Source organism: Halopiger goleimassiliensis, from assembly GCF_000455345.1.
GTDB classification, from domain to species: domain Archaea; phylum Halobacteriota; class Halobacteria; order Halobacteriales; family Natrialbaceae; genus Halopiger_A; species Halopiger_A goleimassiliensis.
Genome location: NZ_HG315690.1, coordinates 1,818,110 through 1,835,325 on the forward strand (window position 1 = coordinate 1,818,110; position 17,216 = coordinate 1,835,325).

15 protein-coding genes are annotated in these 17,216 nt (G+C 64.0%); 5 read left to right on the forward strand and 10 right to left on the reverse strand.

Translation table 11 applies throughout. The features are described from left to right. Window positions 1–75: 75 nt before the first annotated feature. Window positions 76–702, reverse strand: a complete 627-nt coding sequence (locus TX79_RS08865; protein WP_049927091.1) for an RAD55 family ATPase — start codon at window positions 700–702, stop codon at window positions 76–78. 146 nt (window positions 703–848) lie between these two features. On the opposite strand from TX79_RS08865, the gene pyrB reads away from it, so the two are divergent. From pyrB to TX79_RS08885, 4 genes are all read left to right on the forward strand, one after another. Beyond that, window positions 849–1,781, forward strand: coding sequence for an aspartate carbamoyltransferase (pyrB, locus tag TX79_RS08870; protein WP_049927092.1), 933 nt, complete (start codon window positions 849–851; stop codon window positions 1,779–1,781). Next, a complete protein-coding gene (gene pyrI / locus TX79_RS08875; RefSeq protein WP_049927093.1) occupies window positions 1,774–2,256 on the forward strand; it encodes an aspartate carbamoyltransferase regulatory subunit in 483 nt (160 codons plus the stop codon). The genes pyrB and pyrI overlap by 8 nt, the downstream gene beginning before the upstream one ends. Window positions 2,257–2,539: 283 nt before the next feature. Then, window positions 2,540–3,379, forward strand: coding sequence for a hypothetical protein (locus TX79_RS08880; protein ID WP_049927094.1), 840 nt, complete (start codon window positions 2,540–2,542; stop codon window positions 3,377–3,379). Between the two features lie 307 nt (window positions 3,380–3,686). Continuing rightward, the gene (locus TX79_RS08885; protein WP_154660488.1) at window positions 3,687–4,727 is read left to right on the forward strand and encodes a hypothetical protein; all 1,041 of its coding nucleotides are present in this window, start codon (window positions 3,687–3,689) and stop codon (window positions 4,725–4,727) included. 96 nt (window positions 4,728–4,823) lie between these two features. Here the strand turns inward: TX79_RS08885 and TX79_RS08890 are convergent, their stop codons facing one another. Both TX79_RS08890 and TX79_RS08895 read right to left on the reverse strand, forming a co-directional pair. Next, window positions 4,824–5,510: a hypothetical protein gene (locus TX79_RS08890; protein ID WP_049927096.1), complete on the reverse strand. Its 687-nt coding sequence runs from the start codon at window positions 5,508–5,510 to the stop codon at window positions 4,824–4,826. A 97-nt stretch (window positions 5,511–5,607) separates the two neighbouring features. Further along, the gene (locus TX79_RS08895; RefSeq protein WP_049927097.1) at window positions 5,608–6,372 is read right to left on the reverse strand and encodes an enoyl-CoA hydratase/isomerase family protein; all 765 of its coding nucleotides are present in this window, start codon (window positions 6,370–6,372) and stop codon (window positions 5,608–5,610) included. A gap of 289 nt (window positions 6,373–6,661) precedes the next feature. On the opposite strand from TX79_RS08895, the gene TX79_RS19290 reads away from it, so the two are divergent. Continuing rightward, on the forward strand, window positions 6,662–7,387 hold the full coding sequence (locus TX79_RS19290) for a hypothetical protein (RefSeq protein ID WP_154660489.1): 726 nt from the start codon (window positions 6,662–6,664) through the stop codon (window positions 7,385–7,387). Window positions 7,388–7,707: 320 nt separating this feature from the next. On the opposite strand, the gene TX79_RS08905 is transcribed toward TX79_RS19290, so the two are convergent. From TX79_RS08905 to TX79_RS08935, 7 genes are all read right to left on the reverse strand, one after another. After that, window positions 7,708–8,376, reverse strand: a complete 669-nt coding sequence (locus TX79_RS08905; RefSeq protein ID WP_049927099.1) for a helix-turn-helix domain-containing protein — start codon at window positions 8,374–8,376, stop codon at window positions 7,708–7,710. Between the two features lie 231 nt (window positions 8,377–8,607). Further along, window positions 8,608–9,159: a molybdopterin-guanine dinucleotide biosynthesis protein B gene (locus TX79_RS08910; protein WP_049927100.1), complete on the reverse strand. Its 552-nt coding sequence runs from the start codon at window positions 9,157–9,159 to the stop codon at window positions 8,608–8,610. 133 nt (window positions 9,160–9,292) lie between these two features. Continuing rightward, a complete protein-coding gene (locus tag TX79_RS08915; protein ID WP_049927101.1) occupies window positions 9,293–10,102 on the reverse strand; it encodes a TorD/DmsD family molecular chaperone in 810 nt (269 codons plus the stop codon). 9 nt (window positions 10,103–10,111) lie between these two features. Further along, the gene (locus TX79_RS08920; RefSeq protein ID WP_049927102.1) at window positions 10,112–11,305 is read right to left on the reverse strand and encodes a 4Fe-4S dicluster domain-containing protein; all 1,194 of its coding nucleotides are present in this window, start codon (window positions 11,303–11,305) and stop codon (window positions 10,112–10,114) included. A 17-nt stretch (window positions 11,306–11,322) separates the two neighbouring features. After that, window positions 11,323–14,859: a molybdopterin-dependent oxidoreductase gene (locus TX79_RS08925; RefSeq protein ID WP_049927103.1), complete on the reverse strand. Its 3,537-nt coding sequence runs from the start codon at window positions 14,857–14,859 to the stop codon at window positions 11,323–11,325. Window positions 14,860–15,139: 280 nt separating this feature from the next. Further along, window positions 15,140–16,426, reverse strand: a complete 1,287-nt coding sequence (locus TX79_RS08930) for a P-loop NTPase (RefSeq protein WP_049927104.1) — start codon at window positions 16,424–16,426, stop codon at window positions 15,140–15,142. Window positions 16,427–16,517: 91 nt separating this feature from the next. Continuing rightward, window positions 16,518–17,180, reverse strand: a complete 663-nt coding sequence (locus tag TX79_RS08935; RefSeq protein ID WP_049927105.1) for an MBL fold metallo-hydrolase — start codon at window positions 17,178–17,180, stop codon at window positions 16,518–16,520. Between the last annotated feature and the right edge of the window lie 36 nt (window positions 17,181–17,216).

A 17,216-nucleotide genomic window follows, 5' to 3' on the forward strand; every position in this document is an offset into this window, starting at 1 on the left:
GGCCCCGGCGGCCGGCTGCCGCTACGCTGGCGATCGGTTTGCAATCAGCTACCTCGCGTACAGCGAGCGGGGACCTTACGCGATGTCGCGGCTCGTGTCGATCGCCACTTCCTCGGTCAACTCGAGTTTGATGGTCTCGGTGGGCTGGCCGCCGTCGCGGAACTTGGGGATCGCGAGCATGTTCTGGAGGTCGGTGCCCGTGACGGCCGTCTCGAGGTCGAAGACGGCGTCGGCCGCGTGGTGGGTGCGCGTCCGGTTGGGGGGTTCGTCCGACCCCTTCAGACAGTGCAAGACGGCGATGCTGCCGGTTTCGAGCATCCGGGCCTTGAGGTCGTTGAGGAAGGAGACGTACGCCTCCGTGTCGGTTCGCTCGAGCACGTCCATCGTATCGATGATGAGGTTCGCGCCGTCGGGCAACGCCTCGATCAGCCGCGTCGCTTCCTCGAGCGGGTTCTCGTCGGCGACGTGTCTGACCGTCGGGTTGCCGACGTCGGACGGCGATCGATCGATGGCTTCCCGAATCACGTCGTCGGTACGTTCCGTCGACAGGTAGAGAGTGCCCCGGATGGCCGTCAGTTCGTACAGGAGCAGTTCCGATTGGCTGGCCGGATCGGCCGTGAACGCGATCACGTAGCCTGGCGGGACGCCGCCGTCGAGCTTTCGATCGAGGACCTCGATACCCGTTTCCAGCCGACCGTCCATACAGTGTCCGACTGTTACTGTAGTACCCGCATAACTCTTTGCTTTCGGACGCTCCGCCCGCTACCAGAACCCGCTATGGAAGGGACTGACAGAGCGTCGCCGTCGAACGGTGGCTTCAAGGGTTTTGCAGGACCGTTCACGAACGAATGCGCCACGACCACCTCATCACGAGCAAACAACTCTCGCTCGAGGACATCGAGACCGTCCTCGACCGCGCGGCAGCAATCGACGCCGACCCGTCGGCGGTCGCCGATCGACACGCGGGCCGGCTGCTCGGGTTGCTCTTTTTCGAGCCGAGCACGCGGACGAAGATGAGCTTCGAGACCGCGATGAAGCGCCTGGGGGGCGACGTCGTCGACATGGGTTCGGTCGAATCCTCGAGCGTGAAGAAAGGGGAGACGCTGGCGGACACCGTTCGGGTCATCGAGGGGTACGCGGACGCACTCGTGTTGCGCCATCCGAAACAGGGAGCGGCCAAGATGGCCAGCGAGTACGTCGACGTCCCGCTGGTAAACGCGGGCGACGGCGCGGGCCACCACCCGACCCAGACGCTGCTGGACCTCTACACGATCCGGGAGAACGCCGGGCTCGAGGACCTGACGATCGGCATCATGGGCGATCTGAAGTACGGTCGTACCGTCCACTCGCTGGCCCACGCGCTGACGAACTTCGACGCACGACAGCACTTCATCAGCCCGGAGAGCCTCCAGTTGCCCCGCGAGGTCGTCTACGACCTCCATCAGGAGGGAGACACTCAGGTCCGGGAGCACGAATCGCTCGAGGAGGTCCTCCCGTCGCTCGACGTCCTCTACGTCACGCGCATTCAGCGCGAGCGGTTCCCCGACGAGAGCGAGTACCAGCAGGTCGCCGGCGAGTACCAGATCGACACCGAGACGCTCGAGGCGGCCAGCGACGACCTGACGGTGATGCATCCGCTGCCGCGCGTCGACGAGATCGCGCCCGAGATCGACGACACCGAGTACGCGGCGTACTTCGAGCAGGCTCACAACGGGGTTCCGGTGCGGATGGCGCTTTTGGATCTCCTGCTGGACGATTCTGGGGGTGAGAACGATGAGTGACGACCACGAGCGCCACGACTCCGACCACGAACTGCGCGTCAGCAAGATCCGCGACGGGACCGTCATCGATCACGTCCGTGGCGGGCAGGCGCTGAACGTCCTCGCGATTCTGGGCATCGACGGTAGCGAGGGCGAGGAGGTCTCCGTCGGGATGAACGTCCCCTCCGACCGACTCGCGCGCAAAGACATCGTCAAGGTCGAAGGCCGGGAACTGAGCCAGGACGAGGTCGACGTTCTCTCGTTGATCGCCCCCGATGCGACGATCAACATCGTCCGGAACTACGAGGTCGTCGAGAAACACCGCGTCGAACGCCCCGAAGAAGTCACGGGAGTCCTCTCCTGTCCCAATCCGGGCTGTATCACGACGGGTGACGAGCCGGTCTCCTCGCGGTTCGAGGTGCTCGAGGACGGCGTCCGCTGTACGTACTGCGAGACGATCGTCCGCGAAGAGATCGCGTCGCTGATCGAAACTTAACTGGGGCGCGAGCGGCGGATAGTCGCCGTCGTTCGGCCCGCGTGACTGTGTTTTGTTGTGACGAATGGTTCCAGAATATCTAAGTAGGAACCGGTCGTAGGTTCGAACGTACATGTCACTGTCACGAATCGTCAAGATTCTGGCCGTCCTGGTCGTCATCGCCATCGTCTGGAAAGTCGTCATCAGCGACTCCTCCGAAGTCGACGTCGAGTACGACCCAGCCGAATAGCACCGTAGTCGACCGTTCCGAACGGCTTACGGGGACGGCGACGTACCACGAGGTATGTACGGCGTCGTCACGCGTAACGCCGAAGAAATCGAGTGGCCGGAGTTCGACCGCGGCTTCTACGAAGTCAAGGACGTGACCGGCCGGTCCGCCGAACCGATCGAACACGGGGTCAACATGGTCTCGTGTTTCGGTGACAACGCGGCCGCGGACGCCGATCCGTCGCTGGTCCCCGTCGACGACATGGGACGGCCGGCGACGAGGGATCGGGAGTACTTCGACTGGGCCTACATCTGCCCGAGTCGCGAGGATTACCGCGAGGGACTGTTCGACGTCATCGACGACTGCGTCGCCGCGAACGAGGACGTCCGCCTCGACGACGTCGGCTTCCCGCGCGCGGAGTACTGTCGCTGTGGCGTCTGCGAGCGGAACTTCCAGGAGAGCGACTACGACGATCGGTTCGAGTGGCGCGCGAGCGTCGTCACCGAGTTCGTCGCCGCGGCGGCCAACCGGATCCCCGGCACCGTCTACATGACGCTGTATCCGGACCCCTACCCCGGCCACCTCTACGAGCGGGCCGGCATCGACCTCGAGGCCATCGAGGAGTACGTCGACGAGTTCGTGGTTCCCCTCTACGACACTGCCTACGAGACGACCTACTGGCTCGAGACCATCGCGAAGGGGTTCGACAGCGCGCTCGAGACGCCGTTCAATATCGAATTGTACGCGGTAAACGTCGATATCGACAACTTGATCCACGCGACGGAGGTCGCCGAAACCTACGGGAAACGGGTGTTCTTCGGCTACGAGAGTGGCAACGCCCGGGCCGCCCTCCGTCGAATGCAGGCAGAGGAACGCGAGGGCGTCACTCACGGTGAACCCGACTCGGACGACTGACGGGTCCTTGGAGTATCGAATCTCCGAACGCTCGTCCGGTGCCGTGAAACGGTCGGTAACCGCGTCTTACGACGGATTCGATCGGTGACGGCTGCGTATTGCGCAGAAATCGTCGGCGTTCGAATCCGTCTCTTCGCTCCACATTCTGTCAACGTAATAATGTTTCAGCCGGTTCGTCCGGCTCTTCCCGTCGTAACCGACGGCTGCCTTTATTCCGCTCACGATTGCCCTCGGAGACGACCGAGGATCGGATCGACGCCCGACGGACGCGAGCGGCGCGATAGATCAGGATCCTCGCGTGAGTATCATGACTGACCAGCAATCCACCCAGACGCGGGAGAACCAAGAGCCGACGATGAACCAGGGGAAAGAGGCCATGGAGCAGTTGCTGGACCTCCAGCAGAACGTGGCCCGAATGACGCTGAGCGCGTTACAGTGGCAACGGATGGCTCAGCAGCAGGGGATGGAGATGACGCGGTCGATGATGGGAGTCGTTCCAGGCCAGCAGCTCACCGAGACGATGCTCGAGAGCTACATCGAGGGGATGGAAGCGATCGTTCCCGAGATGGAGCGTGCGATCGAGAAGGGCATGGACGCCGCAACCGAGCCCGGCCAGCAGATGGCCCAGGAGATGGGCGCGCAGACCCAGGAACTCGGACAACGAACCCAGGGGATGGGGGCGCAGCGTCAGCGGATGGGCGAGCAGATGGAGCAGCGACCCCAGGGGATGCCCCGACAGGAACACCAGATGGAGCGGCCGGGCGAACCCACCCAACGCGGCCGCCCGACGATGCAACAGGCTGGCGGTAGCCGAGGGCGGCAGCACGGGGAGAGTCAACGACAACGACGGGAACCGATGGCTGGCGGCGAATCGACGTCCCAACAGGGATCGACGGCCCCCCAGACTGGGGAGTGGGTGACGCGACAGGGCACTGGTGACCAGCAACCGCCCACTGGGACCGAGGGACGACCGCCGTCCGAGTCCGCGTACACCGGCTCGAGTCGACAGGGACAGTACGGACAGCAGCCGTCGGGCCACGAGGGGTCACAGCCCCACGCTGATAGGCAGCCGCCTGGGGGCTCGCCGTCCCCTCGAGGGAGTACGCAGCAACCGCAGCAACAGCAGGGGCCGCCTGGTCGCGAAAGTCGACAGGCCGGTCCGCCCGAGAGCCGCGGTCAACCCCACCAGCAACAGCCAGTTCAGGAAGAACGTCGCGAACGGCCAGAGCGGGGCGACGAGTCTGAGTTGGGCGAGAGCGACGAACACGAACCGACGGCAGAATCACAGGAACCGCCGGAGCCGCAGACGGGCGAGGAATCCCCCGGACCGGACGGCAACGGACAGTAACACCGGTCCACCAGCCGGGCGGTCGACGGAACGGAAACCGACGGGAAACGGCGATGACCGATCGGGAATCGCGACCGGTCGGCTCGAGTCGACGGGTTACCGCCTGTCGTCACCGATGACGTCGTCGTCATCGTCGTCGCTCATGAGACCCTCGTCGTCATCGTCGTCGCTCATGAGACCCTCGTCGTCATCGTCGTCGCTCATGAGACCCTCGTCGTCATCGTCGTCGCTCATGAGACCCTCGTCGTCATCGTCGTCCCTCATGAGGCCTTCGTCGTCACTTCGTCTTCCCTGGTCGTCGTCACCGATCAGGTCGTCGTCGCTGTCGTCGCCCATCATGCCCTCGTCGTCGCCGATGATGTCGTCGTCGGTGTCGCGGCTACCGCCGGTCGTGCCTGCGCCGCCGCTCCCGGTCGTCTCGGTGCCGGGTCGGGGTTCGGATCCGCCGGTATCCATGCCGGTGTCAGTTCGACCACCGGTCTCCGTCCCGGTGCCTGTACCAGTAGTGCCCGTTCCGGTTCCGGTGTCGGTTCCGCGACCCGAGAGGTCGCTCTCGAGGCGGACCTCGTCGTCGGTCACCGTCGCGACGGATTGCTCCTGGAGCGGGTACGTGTCCTCGTCCGAACCGCCCCAGCCGAGTTTGGCCTTGATCGTGTCCGTAATGCCTGGGTCGGCCTCGACGTGAGCGGTGCCGTGTTCGACGTCGGCGACGATGCCGACCTCCTCGCCGTCCGCGTTGACGACGGTCTTGCCGATGTCGTCGTCGGTGAACTCGGGTGACATTGCGGTATGACAAACGATTGAGCGGCCCACAACCCTGTTGCTTGCGCCCGCTTGCGGTTCGAAGGCAATTCCCGGCGATTCGGTCCGTGAGCGCCGATTAGTCGAAGTCGGGTTCGCGATCCTCGAGGAACGCGGCCACACCCTCCTCGTGGGAGTCGGAGAACCGGGCCTGGACCTGGAGCGTGTTCTCGTAGTCCAGCGCCTCGGACCAGTGACGGGCCATGTTCTCGTGCATCGCCTGTTTCATCATGCCGATAACGTCCGTCGGTCGTCGTCCCAGTCGATCGACGGTCTCGGCGACGCGGTCGTCGAGTTCGTTGGCGGGTACGGCGTCGTTGATCAGATCGAGCTCCGCCGCCCGCTCGGCGTCGAAGAACTCGCCCGTAAAGGCAAGCTTCTTCGCCGCGCGCAGGCCGACGATGTGAGGTAGCATGAACGTCCCGCCGGTGTCCGGAATCAGCCCGACGCGGACGAACGCACAGGAAAAGGTCGCGTCTTCGGCGGCGTAGGCGATATCGGAGAGCGCGACGACGGCCAATCCCGCGCCGACGGCGTCGCCGTTGACCTTCGCGACGATCGGCACCGGCGACTCGAGCATCGCCTCGACGAGTCGACCGAACGTCTCGGTAACTTCGGCGTAGGCCTGTTGGGGGGACTCGGGGGTCTCCGCGAGCATCTCGAGGTCGCCGCCGGCGCTGAAGGCCTCGCCCTCGCCGCTGATAACGACGGCGTCGTATTCGTCGGGGGAAGCGGCCTCGATCCGATCGGCTAACTCGGTGACCGTCTCCCGCGTCAGGGCGTTCATCGCCCCCGGTCGATCGAACGTGAGTTCTAGAACGTCGTCGGTGCGCTCGACGTGCATACCTCGAGCATGGATCGGTCGCCGCTTAACGGTACAGGAATCCGAACGGAGCGTCACGATTCGTTCGGCGATGCTACGAGCGGACGGACCCGTCTCGGAACCGGATCGGCTACGGAGACGGCACGAACGCGGAAGAACCCGGAGACGCTCGCTCGAGGCCGCCTAACCCTGTCTGGGTCGTTTCCGAAACTAGTGAGATCTGCCAGTTGTCTGGGGAAATACCCAAAGGAAAGTAATTACCGCTGTAAATGGTAAATCAACCATGAAACGACGTGTGCTTCTTGCATTTATGACGACTATCACAGGTGGTCTTGTCGCAGGCTGTATCGATAACTCGACTACAACAGACAACGAGGAGACTGACTCGTCCACAACAGACAGCAAAAAGAACGAGAGTCTGACGCCATCAGACTATGAAGAATGTCCTCTAAGTGTAATTAGGGAAAATCATCTTCCCAGTGAGGCAGCAGAAGAAGTAACGAAAGCGCTGGAAGACGGATCGTACGAAACGAGTGAACAACTCTATTTAGAAGAGATACTGGGTGTCGATCCCACTTTCATTCAGAGTATCGTAGATGACCAACGTCGATACTACAGAGCAGAGATCGATTCGGACGGTGAGAAGACGACACTCGTGCTGGAAGAAGGCCTTCCCACGAATGATACTACAGTAGATATCCACAACCAGTCACACAGTGAATTGACGCTATCGCTCAACATCCTTTACGAACCGTTCTCGGATACGTTCGAGCCTAAAACGATAGTCGACGACGGGTTCGAGGTCGACGCTAGAGATAGTATCACGCTGGATGACCATGATCTTCGTTACGGCGAGTACAAGCTCGAGGCCACGGTCGATTCCGCAGAAACGGTGGAAGACGGTCCCGTATCAGTAGAGATGGCGAGAGGGTTCGATGGAATCTATATCGATGAGGATAGGAACATCAAATTTGGCGAATATACGCACGATATGGTCCCATGTGCGTGGAAATCAGACGGACAACTTGATCGCTGATTAAAATATAACACTTTATATTTATTACTTCGGAAATATTCTTCCTGTAGTTCGTTCGGACATGGCAGGGAAGATACTCCGTGTACTAATTAGAGAAGTTTCCCTGAGCGAACTCACCACGTCAGTTGATACGTCTGCTAAGAATGTTAGTTAAGCCCAGAAATTGACAGAATCAACCACTCATCTGGGTGTATGATATCGTCTACGAACCGCCGCGGAGGGTCCGAGCCGTTCGACTCGAGCCCGCCGCGATCGGTCGCTTCGATCGGGAGCGCCGGGCCGGGTGAAACCCGGACGACGGTCGGCCGGGATCGGACAGCTTAGTCCGACGGGATTGGGGGGGCGGTCGTTTCGTCCTCGGCGACGTTCAGTTCGGACGTGACGAGTGCACGGTAGGCCCGTCGCAGCCGCTCCGAGAGCGCCTGGTGGGAGATGTCCAGCTCCTCCGAGAGTTCCTGCATCGACACCTCGCGGGGAATCTCGAAGTAGCCGTGGTCGATGGCCGCCACGAGCGTCTCGTACTGGCGTGGGGTGAGGCCACACTGGGAGTGGCTCTCCTCGGCCAGGTCGTAGAGGCGGACGATGGTCGGCGAGACGTCGTCCTCGACGAGGCGATCGTAGAGCGAACTGACGCTCTCGCGATCGACCACCCGGATGCTGATCAACCAGGTGCCGCTCGAGGCCGACGCCGAGAGGACGGTCCCGCCCTCCTCTAAGACGAGTTCGAAGACGTCGACCGTCTCCGGATCGAACTCGATGTCGTAGAGCCAGCGGTCCTCGTCGCTGCTGATCAGGGAGAACTCCCCGATCGCCGACGCGTCCTCGAGTGCAGTCTCGACCTCGTCCTGGCTCGCGCCGGAGAGCCACAGGCCGTGGCCGCTCGAGGCGATCACCCGCTCCATCTCGCAGTTGAGGGATGGGACCGCCTCGAAGAGCTCGCCCAATCCCGTGCCGTCGGCCGGAATCTCGATATCTGCAATCGATGTCATGCGTCTCGCTCCTTGCTACAACAGGGACCGGCATAACCCCACTTCCAACAAGATTAGCGCCGACGAAACCGACTGTCTCCTCGTAGAAACTTTTCTTTCTGGAGTTCTGTCATCGATCAATTCCTTCGTTTCTGGGGCAGTGTCACGACGGTTGTGAGAGACTCGAGAGAACTTTGCCATCGATGAGTCGAAGAATCTCTGGCCGGGCGGAGTGAGGCGTCGGTTCACCGATCACGACCCGTCGGCATCCCGGATCGTGATCCCCTCGAGCGACCGAACCGTCTCGACGAGCGCCTCGAGGTCGTCGTCGCCGCGTCCGACGACGTCGCCGCCGACCGCGTCGGGGTCGCGATCCCCGACGAGAATCGTCGGCAGTGGCGCGGCCGTGAAACCTTCCACGACGACGACGTCGTAGCCTCGTCGGGCGAGACGCACGAGCGTACTCGCGAGCGTTCGCAGTTCCGGATCGTCACGGGCGGCCTCGAGCAACGGTCCCTCGAGAACGCCCTCGGGCAGATCGCATGAATCCCGCTTGCCACGGCTGCTGACCTCGAAGGTGAGTTCCGGCGTGATGCCGACGACCGTTTCCGCGCCGGCGGTCCGGTGGCGATGGGTGTCGGTCCCCGGATCGTCGACCTCGATATCGTGGTGGATCGACTTCACGGTCGCGACGCGATCGCCGCGGTCGGCGAGCGCTGGGACGAGCCGTTCGACGAGCGTCGTCTTGCCGGCGTCGCTCGGCCCGGCGAGACAGACGGGACGGATCACAACGGCGCTAGCCATATACCGACAGTAACGCTGGAACCCCATGATCCGTTCGAGTCGACGACGGCAAGGGGCGAAAACCGAACGGGGAGAATCGGAGGCCGACGACCGTGACCGACCCCGCGGGAGCCGACGCGTGAACGACGAGCAGTTATTTCGGTTCGTTTCGGCCCCTCATCGGCATCTCGGGGGTGGTCTGGTTCGATCCCGTCGGGGACGGGTTCGAACCACAGGTACCACAGCGGAAGTCACCGCCGTCGTCGCCGACGAGCCCCTCCGTCGGTGCCGGCGGTGCCTCGTCGAACACGTCCGGCTCGATACCGAACTGGTCGGCGTCGGCGGCGATGAGAGCGTCGACCAGATCGGCCAGCGCCTCGAAAAACGCCACGTCAGAGTCCTCGTGGACGGTGTCACGGAATCGCGGCGTCCAGCGACCGAGGTGATCCTCGAGGAAGTCCGCCTGTGCGTTCGTGACGACCTCGACGCCGGTCTCGTCGCCGTCGAGGTCGAGGTAGGCCGTCTGGAGCGCGAGGTGCGAGAGGAACTCGAGTTCGAGACAGAGGTGGTCGACGCGCTCGCGGTTGCCGTCCCGAGGCTCGAGGTCGAACGCGCGGTAGAACCCCGCGATATCCGCCAGCGTGTCGGTGCTGGTCACGAGCGTACCGGGCCCGTACTCGATCTGGTAGAGCTGGATCTCGCCGCCCTTTTCGAAGCCGAACAGGCTCGCCCAGTCCGAGTAGAGGTCCGCAACGCCGTCTGCGTCTTTCGGGGCCGTCTCGACGACCGACTCCGCGTGCGTTCGCAGGGCCTCGGCCTCGAGCGCCGCGGCGGATTCGAGCACCTGCTCGGCAAACTCGCCCGAGAGCAGCGCCGCTTCGAGTTCGTCGTCCGGGCGGTCGAACGAAAGCGACGCGAGCTTGTACAGTCGTGCGCGGTGAACGTGGGTTTCCGGGTCAGTCATGGTCGACGATCACGTGATGTCGAGTCGGTAGACGTCGTTCTCCGCGTCGAAGCGGTCGCGTTCGTACTGCGGTTCCTCCATCGGCACGCGGGCGACGACCGAGCCGCTTCCGTCGTAGCCGATCGCCTCCTCGTCGGTGACTTCGAACTCCTCGATGCGCCACTCGGTCGAACCCATCAGGTGCAACAGCCCCCGCAGCTTGCGGTACTCCTCGTCACCGCGGCGGGCCGCACGGTAGGTCTCTTTTGCCTCGGAGACGCCGGGTCCGAACATCTGGAACAGGTAGTCGTCGGGCACGTTGATCGGCGGAATGTAGTAGACGTTCGGCTCGAGTCCCAGTTGCGGGTACAGCGGCTTGGCGACCTCGACCTCGTGGACGAGGTAGTCGATGGGGTTCGACGGGTCGTGCTCGCCACGGGGATTGACCCAGCCGTGTTGGCGGATCTTGCCGAGACAGTTCTCGAAACACTGCGGGACCTGTCCCTGCTCGACTTTCGGGTAACACCCGACGCACTTCTGGGAGTTGCCAGCCTCCCGGTTGAAGATCGACTTCCCGTACGGACAGGCCCGCACGCACTCTTGCATCGCCTGACAGCTGTCCTCGTCGATGAGGACGATGCCGTCATCCTGGCGCTTGTAAACCGCCTGCACGGGACAGGCACCCGCACAGCCGGCGAAAGTGCAGTGGTTGCACACCCGCGGGAGGTAGAAGAACCACATCGGGTGGGTCTCCTCCTGAATGTGGGTATCCGATTCGAAGGATTCGCCGGCCGGTTCGTCCTCGCCCATGTTGGGGTGAGTCCAGTCCTCGTCGTCGGGCCGGTATCCCTCGATCCCCTCGCCGTGGAAGTTTCCGGGATCGTCGTCGGGTACTTGCTCCTCCCAGTCGATGTCGTTGGCCTCGAAGATCGTGTCACCCTCGTAGACGCCGTCCGAGCCCCACTCCTGGACCCCGAGCCGATCGAGGATCTCCTTGTCCCACTCGAGGGGGTAGGAGCCGTAGGGCTTGGTCTCGACGTTGTTCCAGAACATGTGCTCCTGGCCCTCGCCGCTGGTCCAGGTCGTCTTGCACGACATCGTACACGTCTGACACGCGATACACTTGTTGATGTCGAACACTGCTCCCCACTGCCGGTCCGGTCGAGACTCGGCGTAGGGGTACTCCATCTCGCGTCCGATCTGCCAGTTGTACACTTCAGCCATCGGTGATCACCTCGGTGTTAGTCGTCGGATTGGCTCGCAAAACCGCCGCTCAGATACTCTTCCATCGTTTCGTCCTCCTGGGTCGGTCGGATACCGCGGTCGACCGGCTCCCAGTCGCCCTCTCCCTCGAGGCCGCCGTCTTCGGCCTTCTCGATCTTCACGAAGGACTCCTTGGGCGCGCCGTTGGCCGCGTGGACGTCCGGCTCGAACCCGACGTCCATGTTCTGTCCAAACATGTCCTTGCGGGGCATCGAGTCGGTCATCCAGGTACGGCGCAGCCAGGTGGTCGTCATCGACTGGTGGCCGCCGCTGCGGTACATCGCCACGTAGTTCGTGTCCTCGGCCTGGGCCTTCCCGTCGTCGCGCTCCTGCTGGGCCTCGTAAGTCCTGTGAGAGGCCTGGCTCACGTTCATCCAGCTACGGGTCACGCCCTGTGGAAGGCTGGGCTGGTACCGGAGTCGCATCAGCGCGCGGGTGTAGTCGGCGTCCTCGTCGTCGGGATCGTAACTCGGGAACGGACGGTCCGAGGGATCGGCGTCTACCCACACGTAATCGCCGTCCTGCAAGTCCTCGTCGCGGGCGTCCGCGGGATTCATCTCGATGTAGCCCTCGCCGACGAACGGCTTTCGCTCGTCGAAGGTATCCCGTCCCGTCTCGCGGCCCATGTCGCCGTAGTTGCTCCACCAGACCGCCATCTGCTTCAGGTCGGCACCGAAGGTGTGGGTCCCGTGGCGGTACTTCGGCGTCATGTAGACGTAGTCGTACCCCTCCTCGAGGTCGGTCAGCGGGTGGCTGGTCTCGACTAGCTCATCCGACGACCGCACGACGTTTCGGACCTGTCGGTCGTTGGTGTCGCGGGCCTTCTCCTCACTGTTCCACCCCCGATCCTCGGGCGTCTCGGGCGCGACCACCGGGCTGTCACTGTCGTCGACGATGACGTTCGGCTCGTAGGGGGTCGCGTCCATCGGCTCCCGGTGCAGCGGGATGTGTTCGCCGGCCTCGGCGAACTCCTCCTCCTCGCGGAAGAACTCGAGGCGACCCGTCTTCGTGTACCAGGGCTGGGAGTCCTGGATCTGCTCGTTGCCGACGTGCTTGGGGTAGGTCCGCGTCATGATGATCGCCGGCGTCCCGTCGCGGGCGTCCTCGAGCAGTCCCTCGACGTCGTAGCCCTTTACGGCGTTCGAATGGTCGAGGATGCGCTGGAGGTACGGTTTGGCCCGGTGTTCGTCCTCGTCGATGAACGCCCAGTAGTCGGCGAAGCGGTCGTCGCCGGTGAGGTCGGCGAGCTTCTCGGCGACGCCCTTGTAGTGCTGGGCGTCGTTGAGTGTGTCGTAGATCCGGCCGATCTCGGTCTCCGGCATCGTCGTGATGAAGGGGTTCGTGACGGAGGCGGTGATGTCGTGGACGTGGTGCTCGGCCCACGAGTCCGCCGGGAAGACGATGTCGGAGTACTCGCAGGTCATCGACCACCACCACTCGTTGGTGAAGAACGCCTCGATCTTCCCGGTCCGCATCATCTCTTCGATGACCTTGTAGGCCCCCTTCGCGTTGCCGAGGATGGAGTTCGACCCCGACACCCAGATCGACTTCGTGGGCGTGTGCATGTGGGTCTCGCCCTGGAAGTACTCCCCGTCGACCTTCAGCGGCTTGTCGAGGTTCGTGTAGAAGTGCGCGGAGTGGGCGTTCCACCGCTTGTCGGTCGAGGCGGGTTCGTCAGGGTCGAGTTCGGGATCGAACGGATCCTCGTTGGCGTACTGACCGACGCCGTTGAAGTACGCCATCCGGTAGTTACCCGAATAGCTGCCGACGTTACCGGTCCGATAGCCGACGTTCCGGGTCAGCGACGCCAGCAGGAACGCGGCGCGACCGTGCTGGTCGGCGTTCGCGTAGTGGTTTGGCCCCATCCCGGTCAGCAGCATCGTGCTCTGTTTGTTGTCGGCGAAGTCCCGGGCCAAGTTCTCGACGGCCTCGGGCGAGGTCCCCGTGATCTCGGCGGTCGACTCGAGGTCCCAGGTCTCGACCAGGTATTCCTTGATCAGGTCGAACACCGTTCGGACCTCGACCGTCTCGCCGTCGGCGAGTTCGACCTCGAACGCGCCCTCGATCGTCGCGGGAACCTCGAAATCCTCGCCGATGTCGTCGCGGGTAACAGGCTCGAACTCGTCGCTCCCGGCGTCGTGGACCACGAAGTCGCCCCACTCGCGGCGCAGTTCCTCGGTGATGACCTGTTCGTCGATGGTCGTCACGTCGACGCCAGGCCGCTCCGACTCGTCGCCAACGGCGTCGGTCTTCTCGAGGTCGGCCGGTTCGTAGTCCGCGAAGAGATCGCTGGCCCGCAGGAGTTCGTGCTCGTCCATCCGGACCAAAAGCGGCAGGTCCGTGTGCTTGCGGACGTAGTCCTCGTCGTACAGCCCCTCTTCGATGATCTCGCGGGCCGCGCCGAGGAACAGCGCCGAGTCGGTCGCCGGCCGGACCGTGATGAGTTCGTCGCACTTCGAGGCGGTCGCGTTGTAGTCGGTGAAGATGCCGGTGAGCTTCGACCCCTTCAGTTTGGCCTCGGTCAGCCAGTGACAGTCGGCCATCTTCGAGGTCAGGTAGTTGATCCCGTCGAGCACGATGTGGTCGGCGTACTCGATGGAGGCGAGGTCGAAATCGACCGTCTGCTGACCGGTGACCATCGTGTGGCCCGGCGGCAGGTCGGTGTGGAACGAGTAGTTGTCCAGCCCCATCGCGCCCAGAGCCTCGTCCTCCGAGACATCCCGGACGTAGTTGTCCAGCAGCGCCATCGAGTTGGCGTTGCGGTACTGCCCGAACAGCTTGATGACGCCCAGAAGCGGCATCCCGCCGCGGAACTTCATCGTCCGGACGCCCGCGCCCTGGGTCTCCTCGACGACGCGCTCGTCGTAGCCCTGCTCGAGCAGCCGTTGCATCCCCTCCTCGCCGCTGTAGTGTTCGGCGAGCTCCAGGAAGGTGCGGGCGGCGTACTCGTGGGCCTCCGCCTGGGAGACCTCGACGAAGTCGTCCTCGCCGCGGTTGGCGTATTCCTCGGGCATGGAGCCGTCGTCCTCGCGCGGGAAGCCGTCGTCGACCCACTGCTTGAACCCCTCGCGGATCATCGGGGCCTTGACGCGGCGCTCGTTGTAGAAGCGCTCGACCATTGCCAGCCCCTTGTTACAGACCCGCGGGTCCCACCGCTGGGACGCCTGGTTTCCCTCGAGGTCCGTCGCCTCGCCGTAGTTCATCGACGGCCCGAGGCGTGTGATCTCGCCGTTCTTGACCGCGGCCTCGAGATAGCAGTTGTGAGTGTCATTGGGGGTGCAGGTAAGCATGTAGGAGTCGTCGGGCTCCCACACGTTGCGATAGTGTTCTTCCCACTCCGTGTTGGGATACTCCTCGAGCGGATTCATCGGGTCCGCCTCCTCGGCGTCCTCGTCGGTCTCCTGCCCGAGTCGCCGGAAGCCGAGGTAGCCGAGGCCGGACGCACCCGCGATCCCGGCGGCGGCCGCACCGAGTTCGCGACGCGTCAGATCGAGTCCGGAGTCGTCGTCACTCATGGTACCACCCTGCACCGGACGTGCAAGAGAGATCGGCGGGCGATGCGGCCACCTGCCGAACCGGAGGACAGCGGTCGGTCGTTGGTCGTCCGTGTGCCATGCGCAGTTGAGCCTGCACGATCCTCACATAAACTGAGCCGGTGATTTCCCACGCGCTGGGGACCGGGTCGAATACTCCCTGTGAATAGTGGGGATTTATATTCGTCGCGGACTCCCCGGTCGGAAGTTCCTATCCTCCAAACAGCCCGAAAAATACCGCGTCGAACGCGCCGAAGTCGGGTTAGGCGGCCGATTCGGACATCGCTTCCGGCTCGTCGGCCTCGAGTTCGACGAGCCAGCCGTTCCGTCCGAGGTCGGTCATCGATACCGAGAGATCGCGACCGTCACGCTCGAAGTTCTCCCGGACGATCGCCGCGAGTTCCCGGGGTTCGCCGCGGGTGAGGACCGACACCGTACCGTCGGGGTCGCGGTCGAACTCGGTGATCGCTTGCTGATGACCGGCCGACGGCGGCAGTCCGCGTACATCGACGGCGTCCGCCGGTGGTTCGGGATCGCTGTTCGCCTCCCAGAACTGCTTGACGGTCTCGCCTAGTGCGGCGATCGCGGCCGCGCCGTCCGTGTCCAGGTCGGTAAACGATCGCTCGAGCGGCTCGCGCAGGGCAGGATCGAACGGCACCGATTCGACCTCGGCAACGGCGTCTTCGGTGATCGCGTCCTGAAGCCCCGTCGCCGTCGCGTCGTACGGACCGTCCTCCCCGACCATGTTCGGGACGACGCCGATCGTCTCCACGTCGTTGGCCGTAAACAGCGCGCCGGTTCGTTCCGTCGCGCGGACGCTCGCGTCAGTCGGGGTAGTAACCAGCAACGCGCCGTCGATCCGGGCCTGCTGGACGATCGTGTACACCGCATCGCCGATCCCCGGCGGCAGATCGACGAGCAACACGTCCCTGTCGTCCCAGACGGCGTCACCGAGCAGGTCGGAGACGACCTCGTGAACCATCGCACCGCGCCAGGCGACCGGGCCGTCGTCGGCGATCAACTCGAGGCTGAGGACCTCGATGCCGTCGGCATCGACCGGTTTGGGGCGGCCGGAAGGCGTCTGGTGGACCGGTCCTTCCGCATCCAGGCGGTCGGGAACGTCGGGGGCGTAGACGTTCGCGTCGAAGACGCCGACGTTCAAGCCGGCCTCGGTCAGCGCCTTCGCGAGCGCGACGGTGATGGTCGTCTTGCCGACGCCGCCTTTGGCGCTTGCGACCGCGATCAGCGTATCGACGCCGGTGATCGTCAGGCCGCCGTCTCCGACCCCGGGGTCGGCTGCCTCGACGCGGACGTGGTCGACGCCGGCAGTCGCCAGCCCCGCTCCCCGTAGCTGGTCGGTCACGCGCTCGACCATCAACCGATCGAGCCGATCGACGACGACGGTGAACGTGACGACGCCGTCCTCGAGGTCGACGTCCTCGACCAGTTCTTCGCTGATCGGATCGCCGCCGGCGACCTGTACCTCGCGAACCCGGTCGACGACCGCCCGCTGGATCTCATCGTCGGTCCTGGAACCGTTCGCGGTCATGTACACGCGTACAGTCCGACCCGGTATTTCACTCGGCGGCTCTTCCCACCACCTGGGAAGTCCGGCACCTCGAGCCGACCGTCGGTGCCGGTCAGAACAGTTCCACGCGGATTCCGTCGTCCTCGAGTTCGTCCGCGAACGCCTCGGCGTCGGTCTCGATGGGATCGAACGTGTCGTAGTGTTCGGGCAGGACGAGTTCGGCACCGACGCTGCGGGCGAAGTCGCCGGCCTCGTGGCGATCCATCGTGAAGTGGCCGCCGATCGGCGGCACGAACACGTCGGCCGTGATCGACTCGTGGTGCGGGTGGAAGTCGGTGTCCGACGGGAAGAAAACCGACGCGCCCTCGAGGTCCAGCAGCAGGCCGATCACTTCGCCCTCGGCGTGGAACGGCTCGCCGTCCTCGTCGACGTGGTCCCCCTCGGGGTCGTTGTAGGCGGGCATCGTCTCGACGTCGATGCCGGCGACGGTCGTCTCCCCTTCGTGTGGCAGCCCGATCACGTCGAACGTGAGGTCACCCGTATCGATCGCCTCGTAGGCCGCGATCGTCGGATCGTCGCCGGTGACCGCCTCGATAGCCGTCGGATCGTAGTGGTCGAAGTCGTCGTGCGTGACGAACACCACGTCCCCGTCGCCGGGTTCGCCCTCGAGGACGTCGCCCCACGGATCGACGTAGATGATCCGGTCTCCGGTGTCGATGCGGACGCTCGCGTGCCCGAGTCGTTCGAACTCGAGGCCGTCGTACTCGACCGTCATGATCGGCACTGACGACGCGGGGAACAAAATAGCCCG

Coding starts and splice junctions, on each gene's coding strand:
- TX79_RS08865 (WP_049927091.1), bottom strand. CDS start 702: ATGGACGGTCGGCTGGAAACGGGTATCGAGGTCCTCGATCGAAAGCTC.
- pyrB (WP_049927092.1), top strand. CDS start 849: ATGCGCCACGACCACCTCATCACGAGCAAACAACTCTCGCTCGAGGAC.
- pyrI (WP_049927093.1), top strand. CDS start 1,774: ATGAGTGACGACCACGAGCGCCACGACTCCGACCACGAACTGCGCGTC.
- TX79_RS08880 (WP_049927094.1), top strand. CDS start 2,540: ATGTACGGCGTCGTCACGCGTAACGCCGAAGAAATCGAGTGGCCGGAG.
- TX79_RS08885 (WP_154660488.1), top strand. CDS start 3,687: ATGACTGACCAGCAATCCACCCAGACGCGGGAGAACCAAGAGCCGACG.
- TX79_RS08890 (WP_049927096.1), bottom strand. CDS start 5,510: ATGTCACCCGAGTTCACCGACGACGACATCGGCAAGACCGTCGTCAAC.
- TX79_RS08895 (WP_049927097.1), bottom strand. CDS start 6,372: ATGCACGTCGAGCGCACCGACGACGTTCTAGAACTCACGTTCGATCGA.
- TX79_RS19290 (WP_154660489.1), top strand. CDS start 6,662: ATGACGACTATCACAGGTGGTCTTGTCGCAGGCTGTATCGATAACTCG.
- TX79_RS08905 (WP_049927099.1), bottom strand. CDS start 8,376: ATGACATCGATTGCAGATATCGAGATTCCGGCCGACGGCACGGGATTG.
- TX79_RS08910 (WP_049927100.1), bottom strand. CDS start 9,159: ATGGCTAGCGCCGTTGTGATCCGTCCCGTCTGTCTCGCCGGGCCGAGC.
- TX79_RS08915 (WP_049927101.1), bottom strand. CDS start 10,102: ATGACTGACCCGGAAACCCACGTTCACCGCGCACGACTGTACAAGCTC.
- TX79_RS08920 (WP_049927102.1), bottom strand. CDS start 11,305: ATGGCTGAAGTGTACAACTGGCAGATCGGACGCGAGATGGAGTACCCC.
- TX79_RS08925 (WP_049927103.1), bottom strand. CDS start 14,859: ATGAGTGACGACGACTCCGGACTCGATCTGACGCGTCGCGAACTCGGT.
- TX79_RS08930 (WP_049927104.1), bottom strand. CDS start 16,426: ATGACCGCGAACGGTTCCAGGACCGACGATGAGATCCAGCGGGCGGTC.
- TX79_RS08935 (WP_049927105.1), bottom strand. CDS start 17,180: ATGACGGTCGAGTACGACGGCCTCGAGTTCGAACGACTCGGGCACGCG.